Below are 22,823 nucleotides of genomic sequence, written 5' to 3'. Positions count from 1 at the left end.
AATTGTAGGGGCGGGTTTAGCCATTTACTGAACGGGTGTACCCACAACTGATCAACAAAACCCGCCCTCTTTTTGTTTCTGGAGGGACAAACGGTAACAATTGCGCTAACTGATTATCCGTTACCTCCAGTTGATCATATTCTGGGATTTCTAATTTGGATGGTTAGAGACGGTTAATTGTAGGGGCGGGTTTAGCCATTTACTGAACGGGTGTACCCACAACTGATCAACAAAACCCGCCCTCTTTTTGTTTCTGGAGGGACAAACGGTAACGATCGCGCTAACTGATTATCCGTTACCTCCAGTTGATCAGATTCTGGGATTTCTAATTTGGATGGTTAGAGACGGTTAATTGTAGGGGCGGGTTTAGCCGTTTACTGAACGGGTGCACCCACAACTGATCAACAAAACCCGCCCTCTTTTTGTTTCTGGAGGGACAAACGGTAACGATCGCGCTAACCGATTATCCGTTACCCCCAGTTGATCAGATTCTGGGATTTCTAATTTGGATGGTTAGAGACGGTTAATTGTAGGGGCGGGTTTAGCCGTTTACTGAACGGGTTTACCCACAACTGATCAACAAAACCCGCCCTCTTTTTGTTTCGATTCAAACGAATGACAAATGACAAATGACATAAGACAAATGACAAATTATGCTGTCTTGAAAAAGCGGATAATTTCGCGAACGTGATCCAGAAATTGACTATCTGTAGTTAATTGCGCGATCGCTTGTTGGGCTTCCCGGGCTAAACGCCTGTGTTCAGCCTCATTCTGGGCTTCGAGTTGATCGAAACAAGCGCGGAGTTGGGCGATATCTTTGCGGCTTTCTTCCCAGTTACGGTTCTGTATCGCTACCCAAGACTGCTGATTCTGGGGATCGAGTTGGGGTTGAATCTGTCTGATATCCTGTTCTAAATTTGAGACGCGATCGCGCAATTGGTAAACATCCTCACGGGGATACTTAAACTCCCGGCGAATCATCGCTAAACGGGCGGCTAAATACTCATAGAGTCGAATAGCTGGGCGTAAGGCGGTTAACAGCAATGCTGCACCCGAACTCACATACCCTACCGCACTAATCCCCATCGCCGCTAGCGTGTAAAGCCCAATCGCAGATAGAATATGTAAGGCTATGGCTACCCAGAGCGATCGCGTTGCCACAACTTGAGCATAATTAACCTGTTTGGTGTCAATCTGTATCCCCTTTTCCGCCGATTGCGCCGCATCTGCCAAAACCGACTTGGCTTCAAAGTGGACATTCCAGGGAACTGTCACAACCACCAATAGCCACCAAAAGCTGGCAACTCCAATCACCCAATCCAGAAAATGTCCGGCGCTGATATGCAACCATTGCAGGATGCCAAATATCAGCAGGGTTACGATTCCCAATGCGCCACTCCATCCGATAAAGTTGAATAACATATCCTGTGACCTGTAAGTGTGAAACGTTTTCCCCGATCATGCGTAAGGGTTCCAGGGACAGGGGTTCAGCTTGTGATACTTTCTTTTGTTTCACAGGGGTACACCTGATCCGGTTGATTGTTACGAGATATTAAATACACGCCAAGTACCGAGAAATCTGGGAAACTTTTATATGTCTGAGTCATCACAGACTTTGTACAGAGGAAAGTTGTTGAAGAACTATACAATTAAAGGATTGAAGCGGACAAGATGAGAAAGCGTGCATTTTTTACACAAGTAGCCACCCTAGCCACGATCGCCCTATCTAGCCTAATCGCGAATAAATCAGTGGCGGCGACATTTGAACAAATTCCAGTTGAGCAAAATAAATTTATTGCGGTTGCTGCACCTTTTGGCGAGAGTTCCCATCAACTGCTGATTATTGAACAAAAAAGCAATGCGCGGCAGTGTTGGAGTGAAAGTGGCAGTAATCCGGTTATCGTTGATCCGTTATTATTAAACTTTGACTTTAGTGGGATTTGCGGACGTAGCACCGATAGTAATGGGTATTCCATCCGCATGGCGGGTGAAGATTTGGGCTTAGATTATTTACTGAGAATTGTTGAACGCGATGGTGAATTGGTACTGATAGGAACAAATAGCCGCGATCGCAGCGCCCCGGATGTTATAGTGGGTAGAACCCAAGGCTTAGCTAATGGGTTTGTCAAGATAGTCTTAGAACCCGGTTGGGACTTTGCCCGACGTTCCTATCAAGGTAGACCATTGGGTCATATTTATCTGGCAAATAGTCAACCCTTAAGCAGTATTGGTACAGGTAGCGGTTCCGGTACAGGTTCTAACCCAGGCACAGGTTCCGGTACAGGTTCTAACCCAGGTTCTAACCCAGGCACAGGTTCAGGAACTGGCAATCCAATCGTAACTTTTCCCGATGTTGCCAATGACATTTATGCCAATGAAATTCAGCAAGCCGTGGCAATGGGATTTATTGCTGGATTCCGAGAAGATAACACATTCAGACCGCAAGCGGCTTTAACTCGTGAACAATTGGTTTCGATTATTTTTGAGGCACTGAATCAACTCCCCAACGCTGATTTAGAACTGCCTAATCAAGTTACCTTTGCCCCTTATCCTGATGTTAATCCCTCCCGATGGAGTGCGGCAAAAATTCAATGGGCGCGGGATAATAATATTATCAGTGGTTATGCGGATGGAAAATTTCGACCTACACAACCAGTGACTCGCGCTGAACTGATGGCAATGGAACGGCGGGCGGCGGAGTTTGCCTTAAGCCTTCAAGGTCAACAACCCACGCTTACAGCGAATCAGTCTGCTTTAGAGTTTAGCGATATTCAGGGTCATTGGGCAGATGCGCTAATTACTCAAATGTCGGCTTATTGTCGAGTGGCGTCTCCGTTAAATGAAAGGGGGAGTGCTTTTTCTCCGAATAGCCAAGCCCAACGGAATTATGCGGCGGCGGCGACGGTGCGAATGCTTAATTGTGTGAAATGATTGGTCATTCGTCATTCGTCATTCGTCATTGGTTATAGCAATACGCATTGAGGTTAGGACAATAAATTGGGTAAAAAGGGAATAGGCAATAGGTAATAGGGGAACTATCACATACAGATGCTTCCAAAGTACCTTTGGAATACCGCTTGCTTCTTGCTCCCCTCTCCCAAGCTTGGGAGAGGGGTTGGGGGTGAGGGCTGGCGTGGGAGTCGCTGCAAAAATGAACGCAATTGACCTATAAATTTTATCGGGTCGCCCTGCATCAGGTATCAGAAAAACCCAGAAAAATTGACATGAACCATTGCCTAAAATTAATCTATCAATTTTCTGGTCAACCATCAATCATCAACAATCAACACTATGTCAACGGTGATGTCACGGTAAAGGTTGTGCGGTCTGGGCGGGTTTAGTTACATCTGGGTGAAGTGAGAAACGATAGTAGTGAAACCCGCCCCTACACAGACACCTTCGTCAAAGGTATGGGTCAACCATCAACCATCAACACTATGTCAACGGTGATGTCACGGTAAAGGTTGTGTGGTCTGGGCGGGTTTAGTTACATCTGGATGAAGTGAGAAACGATAGTAGTGAAACCCGCCCCTACACAGACACCTTCGTCAAAGGTATGGGTCAACTATCAACAATCAATACTATCGGTAATGTCACGGTAAACGTTGTGCCGACATTAACTTCACTGTCTACGCTAATTTCACCGCCATGAATGTCCACACAGCGCTTGACGATGGAAAGTCCTAATCCTGTTCCTTTAATTTTGCCGACATTGCTGGCACGATGGAAGGATTCAAACAGGTGTTTTTGTGCCTCTGGAGGAATGCCAATTCCACTGTCTTTAATCTGGAACGTAATCGTTGTATCGTTCCTGATTAAATGAAACGTGACGACGCCACCTTGCGGGGAGTATTTTACCGCATTTGCTAGTAAATTAGAGAGGATAGGGCGCAATAGATTAATATCCAGACAAGTCTTGGTGAATTCACCTTGATGTGTAAAAATAATTTGGTATTGTTTCCCAGCATTAGTCTGGAGCTCTTCGACTAAGTTATGACAAAATTCAACTAAATCGATGGGCATGGGTTGAAGTTCAACTTTGCCGGACTCGGCTCTACCAATTAGTAAAACATCATCCAACAACTGAATCATCTGATTCACAGATAGTTTAATTTGCCGCAAATGCTTTTCTTTTTTGGTATCCATGCTATCTCGACAATAGCGTTCGAGCAGATCATTTGAGGAACTAATTGTGGTCAGGGGGGTGCGGAATTCATGGGAGGTGATGGCGATAAACTGAGTTTTCAGTTGGTTTAATTCTTTTTCTTTAGCTAAGGCTAACCGCAGCCGTTCTTCAGATTGATGGCGCGAGAGGGCAATCTCGATCGTGGTTTCCAGTTCGTCTTCTTGGAAGGGTTTGAGAATATAACCAAAGGGGGCGGTTATTTTAGCTCGCTTTAAGGTAGATTTATCTGCATGGGCAGTAAGATAAACGACGGGAATATTTAGACGTTGACTAATCTCCTCAGCAGCTTTAACTCCATCCAGTTTTCCGGGGAGTCGAATATCCATGAGAACTAAGTCAGGTTTAGTGTGAGTCGCCGTGGCGATCGCCTCTTCTCCCGTCGTCACTATCCCCACGACGTCATACCCTAATGTCTGCAACGTGGTTTCAATATCAAAAGCCACAATTTCTTCGTCTTCTACAATCAGCAGCCTCGCATTCGATGTCATGATGATGGTTTCCTTGCTAATAGAGAGTTGGTTGGGCTAGCTCAAATTTGAACGCCATAGACAATTTTATATCGTTATGGCTATATTCCATAGAATGATCTTAATGAATAACAAAACATAACCAATGTATTAAAAGATACCTAGCATGGAGCCAGTCAGGTGAGTTCAATGTTGTCTGGGAGGATTAGTCTGGGAGGATTAGCAACTCCGGTTGAATACTATTATAAATAAAGTTCCATGATTGCGATCAAGTTTTATCTCACCGTTGAGTTGCTTAGTCAACCGACACACAAGCTGTAAGCCGAGAGACGAGGTTTGCCTGAAATCCACGTCCTCTGGGAAACCAATGCCATTATCATGGATGGTCAAGCATAATTGTTCTTGGTGAACAGAGGATAGAGAGTCTGAAGTGGCGTTTGTTAAGTTGTTTTCCCCATCTTCCCCATCTCCAATGGCACTGACTTTAGAGTTTGTAGTCAGCGCTTCAGCGCTTATGGCACTAAAGTGCGTACTACGAACCCAGCTTAAGTCAGCGACATTCCCCCTATCTCCCTGATCCTCCCCTTCGCCTTCATTAGTTCCTCCTCTCGTCTGGAGAGTGATGCTAATTTCACCATTGCGAGAGTCAGGAAAGGCATATTTTAGGGAATTGGATATTAATTCATTAACAATTAATCCACAGGGAATAGCGGTATCAATCGACAGCGAGACGGGAGCAATCGTCAGATTAAAGGTAATTCCTTTTTGCCTTGCTCCATAGCAACGAGAGAGAGAGTCAACCAGACTTTGGATATAAGCGCCAAAGTTAATCTGGGATAAATTCTCAGACTGATATAGTTTTTCGTGAATCAGTGCCATTGCTTGCACGCGATTTTGACTTTCTTGCAAGAGTTCTAGTATTTCGGGTGCTTTCATTTTTCTTGCCTGTAAGCGCAATAAGCTGGATATAATTTGCAGATTATTCTTGACCCGATGGTGAATTTCTTTGAGCAAGGTTTCTTTTTCGATTAAGGACGCTTTAATTTGCGCTTCTCCTTGCTTTCGTTGGGTAATATCGCGCCAGGTTATGGCTAACCCCTCATCGAAACGAACAGCACGAATATCAAAGGCTTGTCTCAAGTGTTGAGGAGTCGAGTCATCATATAAAAGTAATTCTTTAACCAAGGGTTGACCCGTTTTCATAACCTGACAATAGGCATCAAATAACTCATCTTGATAAGGCTGCGGCAAAACCGAATAGATTCGTTGACCGATCTGCACGGGTTGAGTAAAGCAGTTATACCGATTAGTAGCGCCATTAATATACTCAATGACAAAATCAATAACTTGACCCGAATTATCGCGAATAGGTTTATACAAACCAAAGCAATCTAATATATTATCCAGTGACAGTTGGAATCGGTGTTTACTTTGGGTTAATTCGGTTTGTAACTGTTGCTGTTGCGTGATATCTTCGACCATGGCAACGCAAAATACAGGTTCACCAATCAAGTCGCGCAGCACCGCAACGGTTAGATTTGCCCAGACAATCTCACCATTCTTTTTAAAATAGCGCTTCAGCATGCGGAAACTATTGATTTCCCCCTGATCAATTTGTTCCATGTAGTGTAAATCATGCCCTAGATCATCGGGATGGGTAAAATCGTCAAAGGTAAGCGACATGATTTCTGACTCAGAATATTCTAGCGTCTGATAATAAGCCGGATTAACTTGAATAAACTGATGGGTATGAAAGTTAATTAGGCACATGCCAATGGGAGCATGATCAAAAATTTGTCGGAATTGTTGTTCTCTTTTTTGTAAGGCGGCTTCTGTTTGTTTACGCTCTGTGATATCCTGAGCAATTCCAGCAATGCGGTACATTTCACCTTGTTCATTGTAGATGGGAAAAGCGCGATCGCGAACCCAACGAATTTCCCCATCGGGTCGTACTATCCGATACTCTTCATCATACGTGCCTAACACCTCTTTAGAGATAGCACGGCGAATGCGATCGCGATCATCGGGGTGAATTTTATCCAACCATGATAGGCAATCAGTATACCAATAAGCACAGGGTTGATCCCAAATTGTTTCGTAAGCTGGACTAATATAAATATTTTGGGTTTTATCTACATTTGTCATCCAGAAAACATCCTGAATATTCTCAGCAAACTGACGGAATGTTTCTTCACTCTGGCGCAATGCTGTTTCAGTTTGTTTGAGATTTGTGATATCGAGAATTGTCCCAAATACACCAGTTAGCTGATTAAGTGAGTTTAAAATTGGTTTCCCTTTAGCGAAAATGTAGCGAATCGAACCATCGGGACGAACCAGTCGATAGTCTAATTTATAGGGTTGTTTATATTGGATACTATGGGCAACGGTTTGAGTAAAATATTTGCGGTCATCGGGATGAGTAATCTGGTGTACCAGTTGTGCATAAGTCGGTTCACCGTGATCCGGATCTCGACCAAAAATCCGGAATGTTTCGGCTGACCAAGTAATTTTATGAGTCGTTATATCATAATGCCAATGACCCAGATGAGCCAGTTCTTCTGCTTCAGCAAGTTTAGCTTGACTTTGGCGTAAATTTTCTTCAACTTGCTTGCGATCGGTGATATCTTCAGCAATTCCCACATTGCGATTAACCTGTCCATAATCATCGAGAATTGGCAAAGTACGCGCCCAAATCCAACGCTGTTCACCATTGGGTTGGATAATCCGATATTCTTGCTCAAACGGTTTGTCCCAGACGTGAGTTTGCCATTCAGTACTCACGCGATCGCGATCGTCCGGGTGAATTACATCTTGCCAGGAATTTGGTTGTTGATAGAGGGAGTCACAAGAGAGTCCCCAGATTTTTTCGTAAGCCGGACTAACATAGATCATCTGATCAACCGTGCGGATAAATAAAACTTCCCGCAGGGTTTCGGCAATTTGGCGCAAATTCTGTTCACTTTCTTTTAATTTAGTGTTGACGCGCTGGCAATATTGGATTTCTTTAACCAATTTTTGACTGGTGTAGCGTAAGTCCAGGGTGCGCTGATTCAGGTTAGATATCAGGATTTTGGTGAAGAAATGAGAGAGATTGACTTCTGCTTTTCTGCGTTCAGTAATATCTAGACTACTACTAATTAACCGATAAATTCGCGACTCTTGATTGTACAAAGGTGTGAGCGTGGTAAACCACAAACTATCCTGAGATTGGCAATAGGTTTCATAGACAATCGCACGTTCCTCCTGGACACATCGGGCATAGTTTGCCAAAATAGCGGCGGCTTCATCCGCCGGAAAAATCTGTTCCGGGGACTTGTCTTTTACTTCCTCTAAAGCTTTACCCATCCACTGTTCAGATGCCGGATTCATCTCCACGAAACGAAATTCACCAGACGGTAAAACATCAACTACTGTAATCGGATGGGCAACGCCTTGATAAAGACTCTCTAAGAATTGTTGTCGTTGTTGAAGTTGGGCGTAGGTTGGTGGTTCCATGTCTCGCTAAAGTGGCTAGGGTGTAGGGGCGGGTTTGACTACTATCGTGTCTTACCTCACCCAACTATAACTAAACCCGCCCTCACCGATTTATGTAGGGGCGGGTTTTACGATTAGCGTGTCTTACCTCACCCATAAGTAACTAAACCCGCCCCCGACTGAGTGTTGACCCTAAGCTAGATTGGCACATATTGGAAAATGTGCTAGAAGTCAACATAACAGAGTTAGATCGGATAGATATCAATATCTGTATCCTGCGATCGCGGCTACGCCCTTAAGTCGAATGTCACTGACTTTAGAGTTTGTAGTAAGCGCTTAAGCGCTTCTGGCACTAAAGTGCCTACTACGAACCCAGCTTCCCCTGCTCCCTATTCCCTGTTCCCTATTGCCTATGTCTAATAAAACCCTCGGTTTAGATACTCCACTGTATAAATACTTATTATCGGTGTCCTTGCGAGAACCCGATATCCTGCAAAAATTACGGCAAGAAACTGCCACCCATCCGGATAGCGCCATGCAAATCGCCCCGGAACAAGGGCAGTTTATGGCATTATTGGTTCAGCTTATGGGTGCCAAGAAAACCTTAGAAATTGGCGTATTTACAGGTTATAGTGCTTTAGCCGTCGCCTTAGCCTTACCCAAGGATGGCAAAATAGTCGCCTGTGATGTGAGTGAAGACTATACCGCCATCGCCCGCCGTTACTGGGATGCCGCCGGAGTCTCGGATAAAATAGATTTGCGATTAGCGCCTGCTTTGGAGACTTTGGATGAATTATTGGCAGCAGGGCAAGCAGAAACGTTTGATTTTGCGTTTATCGATGCCGATAAAGTAAATTATCTGGCATACTATGAGCGATCGCTGCAATTAATTCGTCCGGGGGGTTTAATTGCTATTGATAATGTCTTGTGGGGCGGACGAGTTGCAGATTCTCAGATGCAAGATAAAAATACCGCCGCGATTCGGGAATTGAACCAAACCATTAGTCAAGATAAACGGGTGATCTTAAGTTTAGTCCCGATTGCTGATGGATTAACCTTGGCGTTGAAGCGGCGTTAGAGAGAGCCAAGAACTCAAGTTCTTGGCTAAAAGCTTAAACCCGTTAAAACGGGTTCAATATCTTACCCCGAACAAATGACAACCTATAATTTTGCCAACTGAGTTAGGAACGGTAACTGATGGTTAATGCAGCAATTGATAATCAATCCCCTGAACATGTAGTAATTATAGGTGGTGGATTTGGTGGACTTTATGCTGCCCAAGCATTAGGAAGGGCATCGGTTCAGGTAACGTTAATTGATAAACGTAATTTTCATTTATTTCAGCCTCTATTGTACCAAGTGGCTACAGGTGGTTTATCCCCTGGCGATATTGCTTCTCCCCTACGCGCCGTACTGAAGCGTCAGAAAAATACGCAAGTATTAATGGGAGAGGTAATCGATATCAATCCTCAGGATCGCTTGATTAAACTTCAGGATGGTAACACGATTGAGTATGATACTTTAATTGTGGCAACAGGTGTAAGTCATCACTATTTCGGCAACGACCAATGGGCAGAGAAAGCACCCGGATTAAAAACTATTGAAGATGCGTTAGAGATGCGGCGACGCATTTTATCGGCATTTGAAGTGGCAGAAAAAGAAGCTGATTCTGATCAACGTCGGGCGTGGTTAACCTTTGTGATTGTCGGCGGTGGACCGACAGGAGTAGAATTGGCAGGGGCATTAGCAGAACTGGCGCATAGTACATTAAAGCAGGATTTCCGCCACATTGATACCGCAGAAACTAAGATTATTTTATTAGAAGGAATGGATCGAGTATTGCCTCCTTATCCGCCCCAGTTATCTGCCGAAGCGCAAGCGGAACTTGAGCATTTAGGTGTTCAGGTACAGACCAAGACGCTGGTTACCAATATAGACGAGGATCAGGTGACGATTAAAAGTGGCGATCGCACTGAACAGATTACCGCAAAAACTATCCTCTGGGCTGCTGGGATGAAAGCCTCGCCGATGGGAGAGGTAATGGCAAAGGTGACAGAGGCAAAATGCGATCGCGCTGGACGAGTTATAGTTAATCCTGATCTCACTGTACCAGGACATACCAATATTTTTGTCATCGGTGACTTAGCCAATTTCCCCCACCAATACGACGACGGCAAACCCTTACCCGGTGTCGCCCCCGTTGCCATGCAAGAGGGGCAGTATGTAGCCAATTTAATCCAAAAACGCCTCAAAGGAGAAACATTACCTCAATTTCATTACACAGACTACGGCAGTTTAGCCGTGATTGGACGCAATGCGGCGGTGGTGAATCTCGGATTTGTCAAATTCTCCGGATTTTTGGCATGGTTAACCTGGATTTTTGTGCATATCTTTTTCCTGATTGAATTTGATAATAAAATCATCGTCATGGTGCAATGGGCATGGAGTTATTTCACCCGTAATCGTGGCACTCGGTTGATTACTAATCCAGAGGAGTAATCGTCATTCGTCTTATGTATAGCACTACGCATTAAGGTTAGGACATATCAAGAAAAATTTAAATCGCTCAATCCCTTGTCAGGTAAGCATTTATTGAATGGTAGGGGCGACCCGCTGCAAAAATGAACACAATTGACCTATAAATTTTATCGGGTCGCCCTGCATCAGGTATCAGAAAAACCAAGGAAAATCGACATGAACCATTGCCTAAAATTAAACCGTTAATTTTCTCTATGTAACCCTAAATTGCGTATAATTAATTATCGGAAACTACCACATTTGGCAGGGCGAGTCGAGAGCAGTTAATCCTAACACCACCCCATTTAAGCAGCGACTCGCCCCTACAGGTGATCACCGACGATCTCTTGAGACAAGCACCATTGTAGAGACGCGCCATGGCGCGTCTCTACATAAATGATGTGTCCTAACCGCTATGGCGGTTGCTATACTTAGTGTGCTAAATTGTTAGTTTGATTTGCCCTAATATTGGACAGCAATAGAGCTTAGCGGTGGTTCAAAACTTTATTACCACGGACTTCCAACTAAAGTAAACGCACTCCAATAATAAGGATGAGTGAGTTCCTTTGCTGGCAAATTCGCTAATTCTGGCGGTAAGGCAATCCGACGATTTGGCGTAACTAAATAACCCTCTTCTAATCGCACTTGTCCGCGAATCATGGCTAATTGTGCCTGTCGCAATGCTTCGGCTTTCAGAGGTGATTGCTGTAATTGTTCATAAAAACTTGTCATTAAGCCTAACGTGCCTTCATCACTGACATACCATAAACTTCCGAGGGCAGATTTAACCCCAGCTTGTACCGCTAACCCGGTAAATCCCAACTCCGCTTCTTCATCCCCTAAAGCTGTCCGACAGGCACTTAATACCATCAGTTCAGCAGTAGGATCATGTAATCCTAACTGGCGAATATCACTCAGTTTGAGTTTATGATCCCAAAACTGAATATAAGAAGAACTGGGTTGACCGGATTTAAATTCACCATGGGTGGCTAAATGGATAATTCCAAAGGGTTGAGATGCCCTCGCTGTTTTCAAATTGGCGGCGGTAAAGGTTTCATTCAAGAAGGATTTACCTTGCCATAATTGAGTCGCGATCGCGGATAATTCAGTAGGTACAGCCGGTAATGGACTTTGATCCTTAAATTTGGACGCACCCATAGCTAAAACGTGCAAATCTCTCACATCTCGATAGCGGGTATCAGTGAGTGAAAGACTGGGCATGAAACCTATACTATAGTGTTCAATTATAAATTTATCCCCATCATGCAAAACTGCCAGAGGTAGGGAACGCAATCCCTGATCCATAATAAAGGCTAGATTATTAATCTCTTGCGTCTTTAATTCTGTCTCTAAGGGGGCAATTAACCACTGATAAAGCTGTTGAGCATAACCTTTATAAGGACGAGGAATGTGAGTATCAGTAACAGCGCGGCGCAATTTGTTAGCGGTATCCATTACTTTTTCGCGGGTTGCACCGGGTATCGGGTGGCGTTTGAGTTCCCCATTGGCGGTGACGAGAATAATTTCTAGTTGATCCGTGTTCCGTGAGGGAGACTCGTTAGCTGGGAATTGACTTTCTTGACTGCGAGTTTGGGGCGCTACTGTGGTGGGTACAAAAACGGCGTAGATAAGCGCAGGTTTAGCCCCTGTAGCTTGTTCGATACGATGTAAAGTTGCCCGGGCATCTGCCAGAGTCAATATGGCAGTATCCTGAAGTCCTAAATAGGTTTCATAGTCACGGGTTAACGATTCCTCCCACTTGGCAACTTGGGTGTCAATTTCGATTTCCGGCGGTTCGTCTTTGTCGGGAGGTAAAGTGGGTTCAGTCAGAGGTTTGAGTAAATTAACAGGATTGATAGCAGCGTTAGTTTCTGAAGTGGGAGACTCCGGAGGCAAAATTGGTGGCAAAATCGGTGGAGAATCAACGCTGATAATCTGAATATTGCCCACCTGATGAGTAAACAAAAAGGATTGAGTGGGGGCAATCGTGAAATCGCCACTGGTAATTGTTCCCCTAGTTCCATTGGTTATCCCATCACCCACGATGAAGGGAATAACACCATCTCCCCCATGTCTCAACGTGATAGAATCTCCACCCAATCCCCCAGCCGTAGAGATGCTGGCACTAATCCCATTCTGGTCAATAAATGTTCCCGTAGCGCGGAAAAATTGACCAGCAGTGATATCAACTTGACCGCCTTGACCATTATTTCCGCCTTGGGCGTTGATCAAGGTAACTTGGATATCGCCAATGGGGTCTAAAGTAACATTACCGCCATCGCTGATAGTTCCGCTACTATTAATTTTTCCGGTTGTAATTGCTGTCGCCGCCTCAATTAAAATATCACCGCCACTGAATCCAGAACTGTTGAGATCATTCGTGATAATTGCTCCATCACGACTGGTTAACGTGATGTTTGCCCCTTGACCATTGCCCGAGCTAGCATCAATATCGCCCGTGGTAATATCCTGAACAGCGGTTAGCGTAATTGCTCCACCATTGTTAGTTTGATCATGACTATCGAGGATTCCGCTACGAGTATCAATTGAACCGTTACTGCTGAGAGTAATTGCCCGACCTGGATTGATAATTGTACCTGTCGTAATCCGTTGATTGGCTTGTAGTGTAATCGTGGCATCCTGAGTGCCAGTCAAGGTAAAATCTGTGGTATTAATTGCTCCTGAACCAACAGGCGATCGCAAAATTACCGGAACCTTAAAGGTAATATCATCTGCCAAGGTAATTGTACCCTGATTATCTTCCCCACCAATCACAACTTGCTCAAATCCATCTTGAAAGAGATTCAGTTTATCAGCATCCAGATTCCAGGTATTACTATTAGTTGTATCTCCAATTGTTATATCGACAGTCGGGTCAAGGGGAGATAACACCACCGTTCCGGTTCCTTGGACTTGTGGCGTTTGCGGGATATTGGGAGTATCAACGACCCGAATCTGATCCGCAATCAAGGTTGTTATACTCTCTCCTGTTCCGCTGGCTTGAATAAAACCATCTTGCACATTAATTCCGGCTGCACCATTAGCACCGATTCCCTCTAGGGTGAGAGTTCCGTCTGCGGTTGTCTCCACACCACCGCCTCTTAAATCAATGCCATAGTTACTGTCTCCTGTTCCTTTACCCACACCAATTAAAGTAATCGCACCATCCCTCGCTGTAATTCGAGCAGGATTATTTTCACCCAATTCCTGAACCCTAATTCCGTGATTTTCTGTTATCCCCGCACCAGCAATTCCCTCAATCGTAATAGTTCCCGTTCCAGTTACCTCAACAGTAGAACCCCGAAACAGTTCCACTCCATGGTTAAATTGATCTGGTTCAGTTCCTCCCTGACCAATAAACTGAATATCTCCATCTTTGCTACTAACTACACCACCTAAATCAAGTTTGATTCCTTGACTCCCATGTAACGTCCCTTCTCCTCCATTACCTCCAGTCCCATCAATAATAATTGTTCCTGTTCCTGTTGACTGGACACTTCCCCCATGATTACCAATAGAAACTCCATAATGTAAACCATTATCCCCAGAACCCCCGGTGCCGATGAGATGAATGATGCCATCTTGGGAAGACACCGTCGCGTTATTAATCGATATGCCCCGATTTCCTAGAATATCTGGGCTAAAATTCCCGCCGTTTCCCCCTGTACCGTTTAAGGTAATTGTTCCTTGTCCAATTGCTTCTACTCGACTATCATCAATAATATGGATACCAGAAATACCCGAGGTCGTATTTTCTTCAGTTCCGCCAATCCCCAGGATCGAAATATGACCTGTACCCGACTCAACCGTTCCTGACGCGATCGCAACCCCAACCTGATTCGGTATAATTCCCCCAGAATCCGTCTGTATCTCTGCCGATGGGGTTACCTCTACCCCAGTTTCTACCGTATTCCCCGAACCCGTTAACAAAGCAGCTAAATCCAGAGGGTTTGTCGGTAACGCTAACCCCTCATTACTCCTCGGTAACTCTACCTCAAAACTTAACACTTGTCCCGGTTGGGAGATTTTCACCAAACGAGAATTCGGCACAGCCGCAATTGTAATCGTTCCCCCAGATGTCGTCAGCGTTCCCGTATTCACCACTTGTCCACCCAGTAACGCTAAATCCCCTCCGGGTGCAACCGCCAATTCACCCGCATTAATAATGATTCCCCCTGGGGATAAATCAAAGGCAAATTGACTGGGATCTCCGACCAAGTTCTGATAATTATTATCTCCGAATGCATTAAACCAGTCATTGCCAAATCCAATTCCCGTCGCCGTTGTTGCGGTAAAATCAGCCGGGACATTGAGTTGAGCATTCGCCCCAAAAATAATTCCCGCCGGATTCATTAAATATAAATTTGCTGTTCCCCCGGTTACCTGAATCAAGCCGTCAATAATGGAAGGATTTTCGCCAACCACTCGTCCCAGAATATTTCTCAGCTCCGGAGTTGCCAAAAAATTAGCAACTTGATCTGAATTAATGCCCAACTCTTGGAAACTGTGGAATAAATTCATCCCATCACTCGACAAACTGCCACCTTGAATATCAAAGTTGTCGCCATTTGGAGTGACAATTGTACCCGTACCGTCATCGGCTGGGATAATCGGTTGAGCCAATACTGGATCAGCCGTTACCAGTCTTACCGTTCCAGCTAAGAGAGTTAACAGGCAGATTTTGCACCACTGAGCAGATTTCATCAGGTTAATTGTTTGTTACAAACAGACTGCATTCTATCCCAGTGTTCTTTTTTATTTTTCCTTCAGCAACAAAACGCTAAAAAACGCTAACTTATGTAATCTTGTCGGTTGGTGGAAATAAACTCAACCCTATTAAACGCTGTAAATATTTCTCAAACTCCTACATAAGACAGATGACACAAGATATACAGTGCTTTGCGCTGTAATAAAGTACAGTAGATATAGCGCTTCGCGCTGGTCTATTTACACCAAGCGAGATGTATCCTTTATCAGGAGGCTTTTAGAACGTTTGTACTGTAACTACACGAGAGCGAACTGCTATAAAAGTCCCCCTTTTTAAGGGGGATTTAGGGGGATCGACAATGTACCGCATAGCAGAGCAAACTGCTGTAAGATAATCCTCGCCGTCAACTTTAATTTTTCTCACCAGCTTATTTTCTAGTCTCTAATCACTTAAAACCGCTAAATGCAAAATCCCATCCCCCTGATTCGCCAACGGATTCTGCGTGTGACCAATCACTAAGCCATCAAAGGGCGCATACGCTTTAATGCTATTCTCACCAAAGGCATCGGAAATAATGCACAAAACTTGCTTTTTGTCAACTCGCTGACCCAATTTAACAGTAAGGCGCAAAATCCCACTCCGGGGCGCTCGTACCCACTTACTTTGCTTAACTTCTAATGATAGGTGCAAAGACTCAGGGAACGCCAACTCAATCATATTTAATCCCATCATCATCCGTAGGATACCTTCGACACCAATGGCGATCGCATCCGGGTCAAATCGCAACGCCTCCCCCCCCTCATACAAGAGGATTGGGATACCTCGCTTCGTCGCGGCTTGGCGTAACGAACCATCACGCACCGTTGAATGCATCAGCAGGGGTGCAGCAAACGCTTTCGCACAGGAATAGGTTTCTGGGTCATCTAAATTCGCCCGGATTTGCGGTAAATTTGTGCGATGTTGAGCCGCCGTGTGCAAATCAATCCCATGAGTACAGCGACTCACTATTTCTGTCATAAACAAATCCGCCAACCGAGAGGCTAAAGAACCACGAGAGGAACCAGGAAACGAACGATTTAAATCTCTGCGATCGGGCAAATAACGGGATTGTTCAATAAAGCCAAAAACATTAACAATTGGCACAGCAATCAGGACACCCTGAAGTTGAGACGGATTAATCCGTTCTAAGACTTGGCGAATAATTTCCACCCCATTAATTTCATCCCCATGAATCGCCGCACTCATCCAAAGTCGTGGACCCGCCTCCACACCATTAATCACAGTAATCGGTAATGAAAGCAGCGTTTGTGTGGGTAAACGGGCGACCGGAATTTCTGTGCGCTTCCGTTCTCCGGGCGCAACAGTAATTCCACCAATTGTTATAGATTCATGATTCACAGTTGAGTTTTGAGTTTTTAATTTTGACCCTTCACTGGGTTTGAGGTAACCGAGTTCGTAGGGGCGGGTTTAGGGACTTACGTTTCGCTATTGATGATAACGTTTGCACAAAACCCGCCCTTTCCAAAGGTAGGCGCAGGTTTCACGATTATCACTTCTTCCCTCACCCATAAGTAACTAAACGCGCCCCGACTAACTTTTGCATACAACAAACAAAGGACATAAGACAAAGGACATAAGACAAACTAATACTGAATGCGATCGCGCGTTTTTCCTGATGCTGCATTTTTCTGCAAAAACTCAATAATTTTCCCCGCCACATCCACACCCGTCGCATTTTCAATCCCTTCTAAACCAGGAGACGAGTTAACTTCCATCACCACCGGACCATGATTAGATCGCAACAAATCCACACCCGCAACCCTCAATCCCATCGCTTTCGCCGCCCGTACCGCCGTACTGCGTTCCTCTGGAGTTAACTTCATTTGTTCAGCTTTACCCCCCCGATGCAGGTTGGAACGAAATTCCCCCGGTGCGCCTTGTCGCTTCATCGACGCCACAACTTTGTTATCAATCACAAAGCAGCGAATATCCATACCCCCCGCTTCTTTAATAAACTCCTGCACCAGAATATTGGCATCTAAACCGCGAAAGGCTTCAATGACTGACTTCGCCGCTTGATGAGTTTCCGCTAAAACCACCCCAATTCCTTGAGTTCCTTCCAGCAATTTAATCACCAGAGGCGCACCGCCCACAATTTCAATTAACCCATCAATATCTTTAGTGGAATTAGCAAACCCAGTCACCGGAAGTCCCACACCTTCACGGGAGAGAATCTGAAGACAGCGTAACTTATCGCGGGAACGAGAAATGGCTTGGGATTCATTCGCCGCGAACACCCCCATCACTTCAAATTGGCGCACCACAGCCGTCCCATAAAACGTCTTAGACGCACCGATGCGAGGAATAATCGCATCCAACTCTTCCAAAACTTTCCCCTGATACACCACCTTGGGCTTATGAGACGTAATATTCATATAACAGCGCAGGTAATTAATCACCCGCATGTCATGACCCCGCGCTTCCCCCACTTCCTTGAGGCGTCGCGTGGAATATAGCGAAGCATCTTGGGACAAGATAGCTATTTTCATACAAGCAAGAACTATAGAGTCGTCTTCTTAATTGTGCGCTTCCTGGTTGAACTTTGGACAAAAGACTGACCCGCATCGACTAAAAAGCGTTTGCGGATGGCTTGACGCCCTAACAGCATCCGGAATCCCATAACATCTCGGTTCGTCAGGGTAAGTTCAATCAACCAGCGCTCCCCGTTTAGTTCTACCATAGTTTGGATCACGGGTCGTAACTGGGCGTGACCCCCAGAATTGCGAACTTGTCGCTGGTCAATGAGTTCGGCTTCAGCAGAGACAGTGCGATGGGTATCTCGTTGATAGGGATGGACTTTGAACCGAACCCTGGTTTTGTCATCCCGTGAGAAGGTTTCTACATCAAAGGCGTGTAAGGCGGAGGAACGCGCCCCGGTGTCAATTTTAGCTTTAATCTGGGAAATTCCTAGATCCGGCAAGGCGACTCGTTCCCGCCAGCCGATAATGGATAAGGACTTGGACATAAATTCAGTAGACTGAACAGTTTTCGGTTAAGCTCGCAGGGGAGCTGGGGAAGCAGAGGGAGCTGGGGGAGCTGGGGGAGCAGAGGGAGCTGGGGGAGCTGGGGGAGCTGGGGGAGCTGGGGGAGCTGGGGGAGCAAACAAATGACGAATGACGAATGACGAATGACGAATGACGAATGACGAATGACGAATGACGAATGACGAATGACGATCCCCTCCGTTGGTATGACTTGTTCCCACCGAACTTATCGCCAAAACAAGCTAAAATTCCCTTGACGAGTCTCAAGGATAGAGCAAAACCATGACAAATGCATCTCCCATCCCCGTGGTTGTCAACGGCGCGGCGGGTAAAATGGGTCGTGAAGTGATTAAGGCGGTCAGTCAAGCCGAAGATATGACCTTGATTGGTGCCGTTGATCATAACCCGAACTATATGGGTCAAGATGTTGGCGAAGTCGCAGGTTGTGGTGCATTGGAAATTCCGATTCTGAATGACCTGCAAGCTACGCTAGTCATGGCGACTCAGGAAAAAGTGCAAGGGGTGATGGTGGATTTTACCCACCCTGACAGCGTTTATGAGAATGTTCGCGCCGCGATCGCGTATGGGGTTCGTCCAGTTGTCGGTACGACGGGACTCAGCAGTGATCAAATCAAAGACTTAGGCGAGTTTGCCGAAAAAGCCAGCACAGGTGCTTTAATAATTCCCAATTTTTCCATTGGCATGGTCTTATTGCAACAAGCCGCCATTCAAGCCTCCCAGTATTTTGACCACGTTGAAATTATCGAACTTCACCACAATCAAAAAGCCGACGCCCCCAGTGGTACAGCGATTCAAACCGCTCAACAATTAGCCGGATTGGGCAAAACCTATAATCCCGCTAAGGTCGAAGAAACCGAAAAACTGGCGGGGGCTAGGGGGAGTGTCGCCAATGATAACATTCGCATTCACAGTGTCCGCTTACCCGGTTTAATCGCTCACCAAGAAGTCATCTTTGGGGCGTCCGGTCAAATCTACACCCTACGTCATGATACTAGCGATCGCTCTTGTTATATGCCAGGCGTCTTGCTTGCCATTCGCAAAGTAACTCAGCTCAAATCTCTCTTCTACGGATTAGATAAGATATTGTAATAAATGACGAATTCCCCGTTCCCCGTTCCCTATTCCCCGTTCCCCGTTCCCTGTTCTCTGAACAAATGACCAATGACTAAAACCCATGCTAGTACCACTTACCCGCCAGAGCTTTGAGCAACTTATTCCTGTCATTGCGACAAGTTCCCAGTATGCTTACTACTGGGGAAAATTCCCAGATTTTTTAAAGCGACTGCTGATTTCGGTTGTCGCTGTTGTCGTCGTATTGCTCTTAGGACTCTTTTTGGGTGAAGGGTTTGATCCCTTGCGCTTTCTCTTAGGTATCATCACCGGGTTGTACTGGTTTTGGAGTCCTGTCTACTGGGCAAGTCGGCGTAATATGCAGATACGCCGCTATAAATATAGTGGTTTCTGGCAAGGTCGAGTCTCGGATGTTTTCGTCACTGAAGAGTTGATTGGTACTGAAGAAAATGTCAACAATCGGGGCGAGTTGGTGATTGTGGAAAATCGGGAGCGACGCCTGAATGTAGAAGTCGGTGACGAGAGCGGATTTAGCACACTGCTACAAGTCCCTCTGCGCCGCACTCACAAAGGTATTGTTCCCGGTCAAATTGCCCAGATGGTGGTGATGTCCAATCAGCCGGATTTATCCCGTATTGCCACCAATAGTGATATTTATATTCCTCGCTTAAATATCTGGGTAAGTGACTATCCTTATGTACAGCGCACTGTGTTTAGTCAAGTTAGTCGCCAGTTAACTCAAGCCGAGGAGGACGATTATCCAGCCAACCGTGTGGTCAAGACTCGGCGTCGTCGGCGTTGAGGGGATGAGGAAGCATGTAGAGACGCGCCATGGCGCGTCTGGGAAGCTGGGGAGGTTTTAGTGTTCCATGATTTCTGCCAAGCTGTATTAGTCAGGGCGGGTTTAGTTACATCTGGGTAAGGAAAGAAACGATAGTAGTAAAACCCGCCCCTACAAAATTGGTCAGGGCGGGTTTTGCCCAAACGTTATCATCAATAGTGAAACGTGATTCCCTCGCGCCCGCCCCTACAACCCATACCCTCGAAGAATTCAACTGACACTGGAACTATCCTGCCCGTATGCCTGCCATGCTAAGTCTACCAGTCCATTAACAATAGCTGCCGCGACGACCGATGAACCTTTGCGCCCTTCTATGCGAATATGAGGCACTAAGGAGTCTTCGAGTCGGGATTTGGCAACATCTACTTCAACAAATCCCGAAGGTGTGCCAATGACTAAGGCGGGACGGATTTCTTCGGCTTCAATCAGTTCCACCAACGCCGTTAGCGCCGTTTGCGCTTGACCCACCACAAAAATACCCTCTGGGTAACGTCTGGCTAGGGTTTGAATTCCCCAAGCCGCCTTCGTCTTTTCTTTTTGCGGGCGCGTGATGGCTTCCATGCTGCAATAGACGGGATTGGCAAAGGTTTCTTGGATGTGAGGTGTAATTCCCACCTGTACCATCGGCACATCTACCACAATCGTAGTCCGAGCCGCTAGCGCCGCCGCACCAGCTTGTAACGCACGTTCGGAAAACCGAATCAGCTTTTGATACTCAAAGTCGGCTGTAGCATAAATCACCCGGCGCACAATTTCGTATTCGGCGGGTGAAAAGGTATGAGCGCCAATTTCGCGATCGATAATTGCCAAACTTTGAGCATCTGTTCCGTGCCATTCCATGGTGTCTCTCAATCCCAACCCGATTTTTGAGCCGTGAAAACTTTAGGACTGACCCTAGAGTCAGCTTCCTAGATAGCTTATCAGACTATTCTTACATTCAGTAGACTCAAACGGCTTGCTCCCGCGCATTTTGCCTTTGAGGGATAATGTAGCGTGTAATACAAATTAATCAGACCTGTAGGGGCGACCCACTTGCATTAATTAACACCACCAATCCACTCAATGGGATCGGGTCGCCCTTTCTCTGGAGTTGGTTCATCCTCTGCTTGTATTTTTAAATCCCTAGTAAATCCGTTAACAAAACCTGCTGATTAAACTCCAAATCTCTAAATCGATTCTGAAACTCTTCTGTCGTCATATCCTGACGAATTCTTAAATCATTCCCGACAATTTTACATAAAACTTCTCGCGCCACTCCCCAGGCAAAATAACGCCGCCCCTCCTTCTCATCCTTTCACTTTGACTAACATTGACCTTGGATACAGATGCGGTTACGTCCTTGAGATTTTGCCTGTTTATATGCCTGATTTAAGCCGCGAGTCGTCGCTTTTAATAACCCATTTGACCGATGCACAAAAACGAGCTAAATTCTGAGCAGCGAGCTGTAGCAATATGCTGTAAATGCGTTTTAGCTAGCCCGGAATATCGAGTCCGTCGTAAATCTAATTTCCGCACACCTTGAGAAATTGTCCCTTCAACTCCCGCACGACAGGAGTACTTTTTCTTGAATTCTTTAGTTTTTTGCTCTTGGCGACGAGCGTTAAGTGATTCATACTCGTCACGAGGTCGCAATTTCAGTTTTCTGGGTGCTTTCAAGCTTTTTGTACAACGACTTCTTTCTGAACAAATTGTACAATGTTGACGGTCAAATACCACTTGGATTACAGGATGCTTACTTTTATCATATTCAATCCGCCATAAGCGACTCAGATTTCCTTGGGGACATTGAGCAATTTTTTTATCCCAATCAATGAAAAACGCCGACACATCAAATCCTGTATTTAACTTAGACTGCCAGCTTACATCCACCGCCGCCGGACCAATAAGCTCAACTTGATGAGCTTGATGACTTTCCACTAATTGATAGGAATCAACGTAAGCAGCATCCACATAGTGTTCCCTCGGTAGCCAGTCTTTTTCGGCTAATTTATGATGAATTAATGATGTCAAGACACCATCGGGAGTTGTCGCCACCGTTGTCTCTACATTGGTAATTATATTTGGCGTGTCCGGGTCACAAGTTTCCGTCAAGTGAACTTTATATCCATTCCTCATCTGAACATCGGTGGGTTAGGTTGGACACTTCATTGAATGGTTATTCGCTTCGATTAAATGCCGCCTAACCCACCCTACGGCACTAATGTAAAAAATATCAATCTATTGTAGGGGCGGGTTTAGGGACTCAATTGGGTGGGTTAACGATAACTGAACAACAAAACCCGCCCTTTATTCAATGGCGCTTTTAAACTCAATTTGCCCCAGGGTTTTGTAATTTAAGCAAAGATAGGCTAAGGTTCCCTTACTACAAACTACGAATACTACAAACTACGAACATTGGTGGGTTAGGTTGGACACTTCATTGAATGGTTATTCGCTTCGATTAAATGCCGCCTAACCCACCCTACGGCACTAATGTAAAAAATATCAATCTATT

15 protein-coding genes are annotated in these 22,823 nt (G+C 45.4%); 5 read left to right on the top strand and 10 right to left on the bottom strand.

Annotated features, from left to right (window positions below):
- Positions 1–651 precede the first annotated feature (651 nt).
- Positions 652–1,422 (bottom strand): hypothetical protein, encoded by a 771-nt coding sequence (locus tag RIB93_RS04620; RefSeq protein ID WP_446370736.1) that lies wholly within the window; start codon positions 1,420–1,422, stop codon positions 652–654.
- A gap of 249 nt (positions 1,423–1,671) precedes the next feature.
- Here RIB93_RS04620 and RIB93_RS04615 point away from each other — a divergent pair, with 249 nt between their 5' ends.
- Positions 1,672–2,931, top strand: a complete 1,260-nt coding sequence (locus RIB93_RS04615) for a DUF3747 domain-containing protein (RefSeq protein ID WP_446370734.1) — start codon at positions 1,672–1,674, stop codon at positions 2,929–2,931.
- A gap of 630 nt (positions 2,932–3,561) precedes the next feature.
- On the opposite strand, the gene RIB93_RS04610 is transcribed toward RIB93_RS04615, so the two are convergent.
- Positions 3,562–4,674, bottom strand: a complete 1,113-nt coding sequence (locus RIB93_RS04610; RefSeq protein ID WP_446370732.1) for a hybrid sensor histidine kinase/response regulator — start codon at positions 4,672–4,674, stop codon at positions 3,562–3,564.
- Between the two features lie 198 nt (positions 4,675–4,872).
- A complete protein-coding gene (locus tag RIB93_RS04605) occupies positions 4,873–8,148 on the bottom strand; it encodes a PAS domain S-box protein (protein ID WP_446370730.1) in 3,276 nt (1,091 codons plus the stop codon).
- Between the two features lie 391 nt (positions 8,149–8,539).
- On the opposite strand from RIB93_RS04605, the gene RIB93_RS04600 reads away from it, so the two are divergent.
- Entirely contained in the window at positions 8,540–9,205 is a 666-nt protein-coding gene (locus RIB93_RS04600) for a class I SAM-dependent methyltransferase (RefSeq protein WP_446370728.1), read from the top strand.
- A gap of 119 nt (positions 9,206–9,324) precedes the next feature.
- A complete protein-coding gene (locus tag RIB93_RS04595; RefSeq protein WP_446370726.1) occupies positions 9,325–10,626 on the top strand; it encodes an NAD(P)/FAD-dependent oxidoreductase in 1,302 nt (433 codons plus the stop codon).
- A gap of 525 nt (positions 10,627–11,151) precedes the next feature.
- Here RIB93_RS04595 and RIB93_RS04590 read toward each other — a convergent pair.
- The 4 genes from RIB93_RS04590 to RIB93_RS04575 all read right to left on the bottom strand — a co-directional run bounded on the left by RIB93_RS04590 (position 11,152) and on the right by RIB93_RS04575 (position 18,377).
- Positions 11,152–15,348 carry a CHAT domain-containing protein gene (locus RIB93_RS04590; RefSeq protein ID WP_446370724.1) on the bottom strand — a complete coding sequence of 1,399 codons (4,197 nt, stop codon included), beginning with the start codon at positions 15,346–15,348 and terminating at the stop codon, positions 11,152–11,154.
- Between the two features lie 445 nt (positions 15,349–15,793).
- Positions 15,794–16,750, bottom strand: a complete 957-nt coding sequence (locus RIB93_RS04585; RefSeq protein WP_446370722.1) for a succinylglutamate desuccinylase/aspartoacylase family protein — start codon at positions 16,748–16,750, stop codon at positions 15,794–15,796.
- Positions 16,751–16,995: 245 nt separating this feature from the next.
- Entirely contained in the window at positions 16,996–17,901 is a 906-nt protein-coding gene (gene rimK / locus RIB93_RS04580; RefSeq protein ID WP_446370720.1) for a 30S ribosomal protein S6--L-glutamate ligase, read from the bottom strand.
- A gap of 11 nt (positions 17,902–17,912) precedes the next feature.
- Positions 17,913–18,377: an ATP-dependent zinc protease family protein gene (locus RIB93_RS04575; protein ID WP_446370718.1), complete on the bottom strand. Its 465-nt coding sequence runs from the start codon at positions 18,375–18,377 to the stop codon at positions 17,913–17,915.
- A 301-nt stretch (positions 18,378–18,678) separates the two neighbouring features.
- On the opposite strand from RIB93_RS04575, the gene dapB reads away from it, so the two are divergent.
- Complete coding sequence (dapB, locus tag RIB93_RS04570) at positions 18,679–19,506, top strand: 4-hydroxy-tetrahydrodipicolinate reductase (protein WP_446370716.1); 828 nt, start codon at positions 18,679–18,681, stop codon at positions 19,504–19,506.
- 85 nt (positions 19,507–19,591) lie between these two features.
- Complete coding sequence (locus RIB93_RS04565) at positions 19,592–20,290, top strand: phosphate ABC transporter permease (RefSeq protein WP_446370714.1); 699 nt, start codon at positions 19,592–19,594, stop codon at positions 20,288–20,290.
- Between the two features lie 249 nt (positions 20,291–20,539).
- On the opposite strand, the gene RIB93_RS04560 is transcribed toward RIB93_RS04565, so the two are convergent.
- From RIB93_RS04560 to RIB93_RS04550, 3 genes are all read right to left on the bottom strand, one after another.
- A complete protein-coding gene (locus RIB93_RS04560; protein WP_446370712.1) occupies positions 20,540–21,169 on the bottom strand; it encodes a precorrin-8X methylmutase in 630 nt (209 codons plus the stop codon).
- 274 nt (positions 21,170–21,443) lie between these two features.
- Complete coding sequence (locus tag RIB93_RS04555) at positions 21,444–21,584, bottom strand: hypothetical protein (RefSeq protein WP_446370710.1); 141 nt, start codon at positions 21,582–21,584, stop codon at positions 21,444–21,446.
- A gap of 134 nt (positions 21,585–21,718) precedes the next feature.
- Positions 21,719–22,444 carry a transposase gene (locus tag RIB93_RS04550; RefSeq protein ID WP_446370708.1) on the bottom strand — a complete coding sequence of 242 codons (726 nt, stop codon included), beginning with the start codon at positions 22,442–22,444 and terminating at the stop codon, positions 21,719–21,721.
- Between the last annotated feature and the right edge of the window lie 379 nt (positions 22,445–22,823).

The organism is Coleofasciculus sp. D1-CHI-01, from assembly GCF_040218875.1.
Lineage (GTDB): Bacteria > Cyanobacteriota > Cyanobacteriia > Cyanobacteriales > Coleofasciculaceae > Coleofasciculus.
The sequence above is the reverse complement of the archived record's forward strand: the minus strand, read 5'-3'. Positions and strand labels throughout refer to the sequence as shown.

Coding starts and splice junctions, on each gene's coding strand:
- RIB93_RS04620 (WP_446370736.1), bottom strand. CDS start 1,422: ATGTTATTCAACTTTATCGGATGGAGTGGCGCATTGGGAATCGTAACC.
- RIB93_RS04615 (WP_446370734.1), top strand. CDS start 1,672: ATGAGAAAGCGTGCATTTTTTACACAAGTAGCCACCCTAGCCACGATC.
- RIB93_RS04610 (WP_446370732.1), bottom strand. CDS start 4,674: ATGACATCGAATGCGAGGCTGCTGATTGTAGAAGACGAAGAAATTGTG.
- RIB93_RS04605 (WP_446370730.1), bottom strand. CDS start 8,148: ATGGAACCACCAACCTACGCCCAACTTCAACAACGACAACAATTCTTA.
- RIB93_RS04600 (WP_446370728.1), top strand. CDS start 8,540: ATGTCTAATAAAACCCTCGGTTTAGATACTCCACTGTATAAATACTTA.
- RIB93_RS04595 (WP_446370726.1), top strand. CDS start 9,325: ATGGTTAATGCAGCAATTGATAATCAATCCCCTGAACATGTAGTAATT.
- RIB93_RS04590 (WP_446370724.1), bottom strand. CDS start 15,348: ATGAAATCTGCTCAGTGGTGCAAAATCTGCCTGTTAACTCTCTTAGCT.
- rimK (WP_446370720.1), bottom strand. CDS start 17,901: ATGAAAATAGCTATCTTGTCCCAAGATGCTTCGCTATATTCCACGCGA.
- RIB93_RS04575 (WP_446370718.1), bottom strand. CDS start 18,377: ATGTCCAAGTCCTTATCCATTATCGGCTGGCGGGAACGAGTCGCCTTG.
- dapB (WP_446370716.1), top strand. CDS start 18,679: ATGACAAATGCATCTCCCATCCCCGTGGTTGTCAACGGCGCGGCGGGT.
- RIB93_RS04565 (WP_446370714.1), top strand. CDS start 19,592: ATGCTAGTACCACTTACCCGCCAGAGCTTTGAGCAACTTATTCCTGTC.
- RIB93_RS04560 (WP_446370712.1), bottom strand. CDS start 21,169: ATGGAATGGCACGGAACAGATGCTCAAAGTTTGGCAATTATCGATCGC.
- RIB93_RS04550 (WP_446370708.1), bottom strand. CDS start 22,444: ATGAGGAATGGATATAAAGTTCACTTGACGGAAACTTGTGACCCGGAC.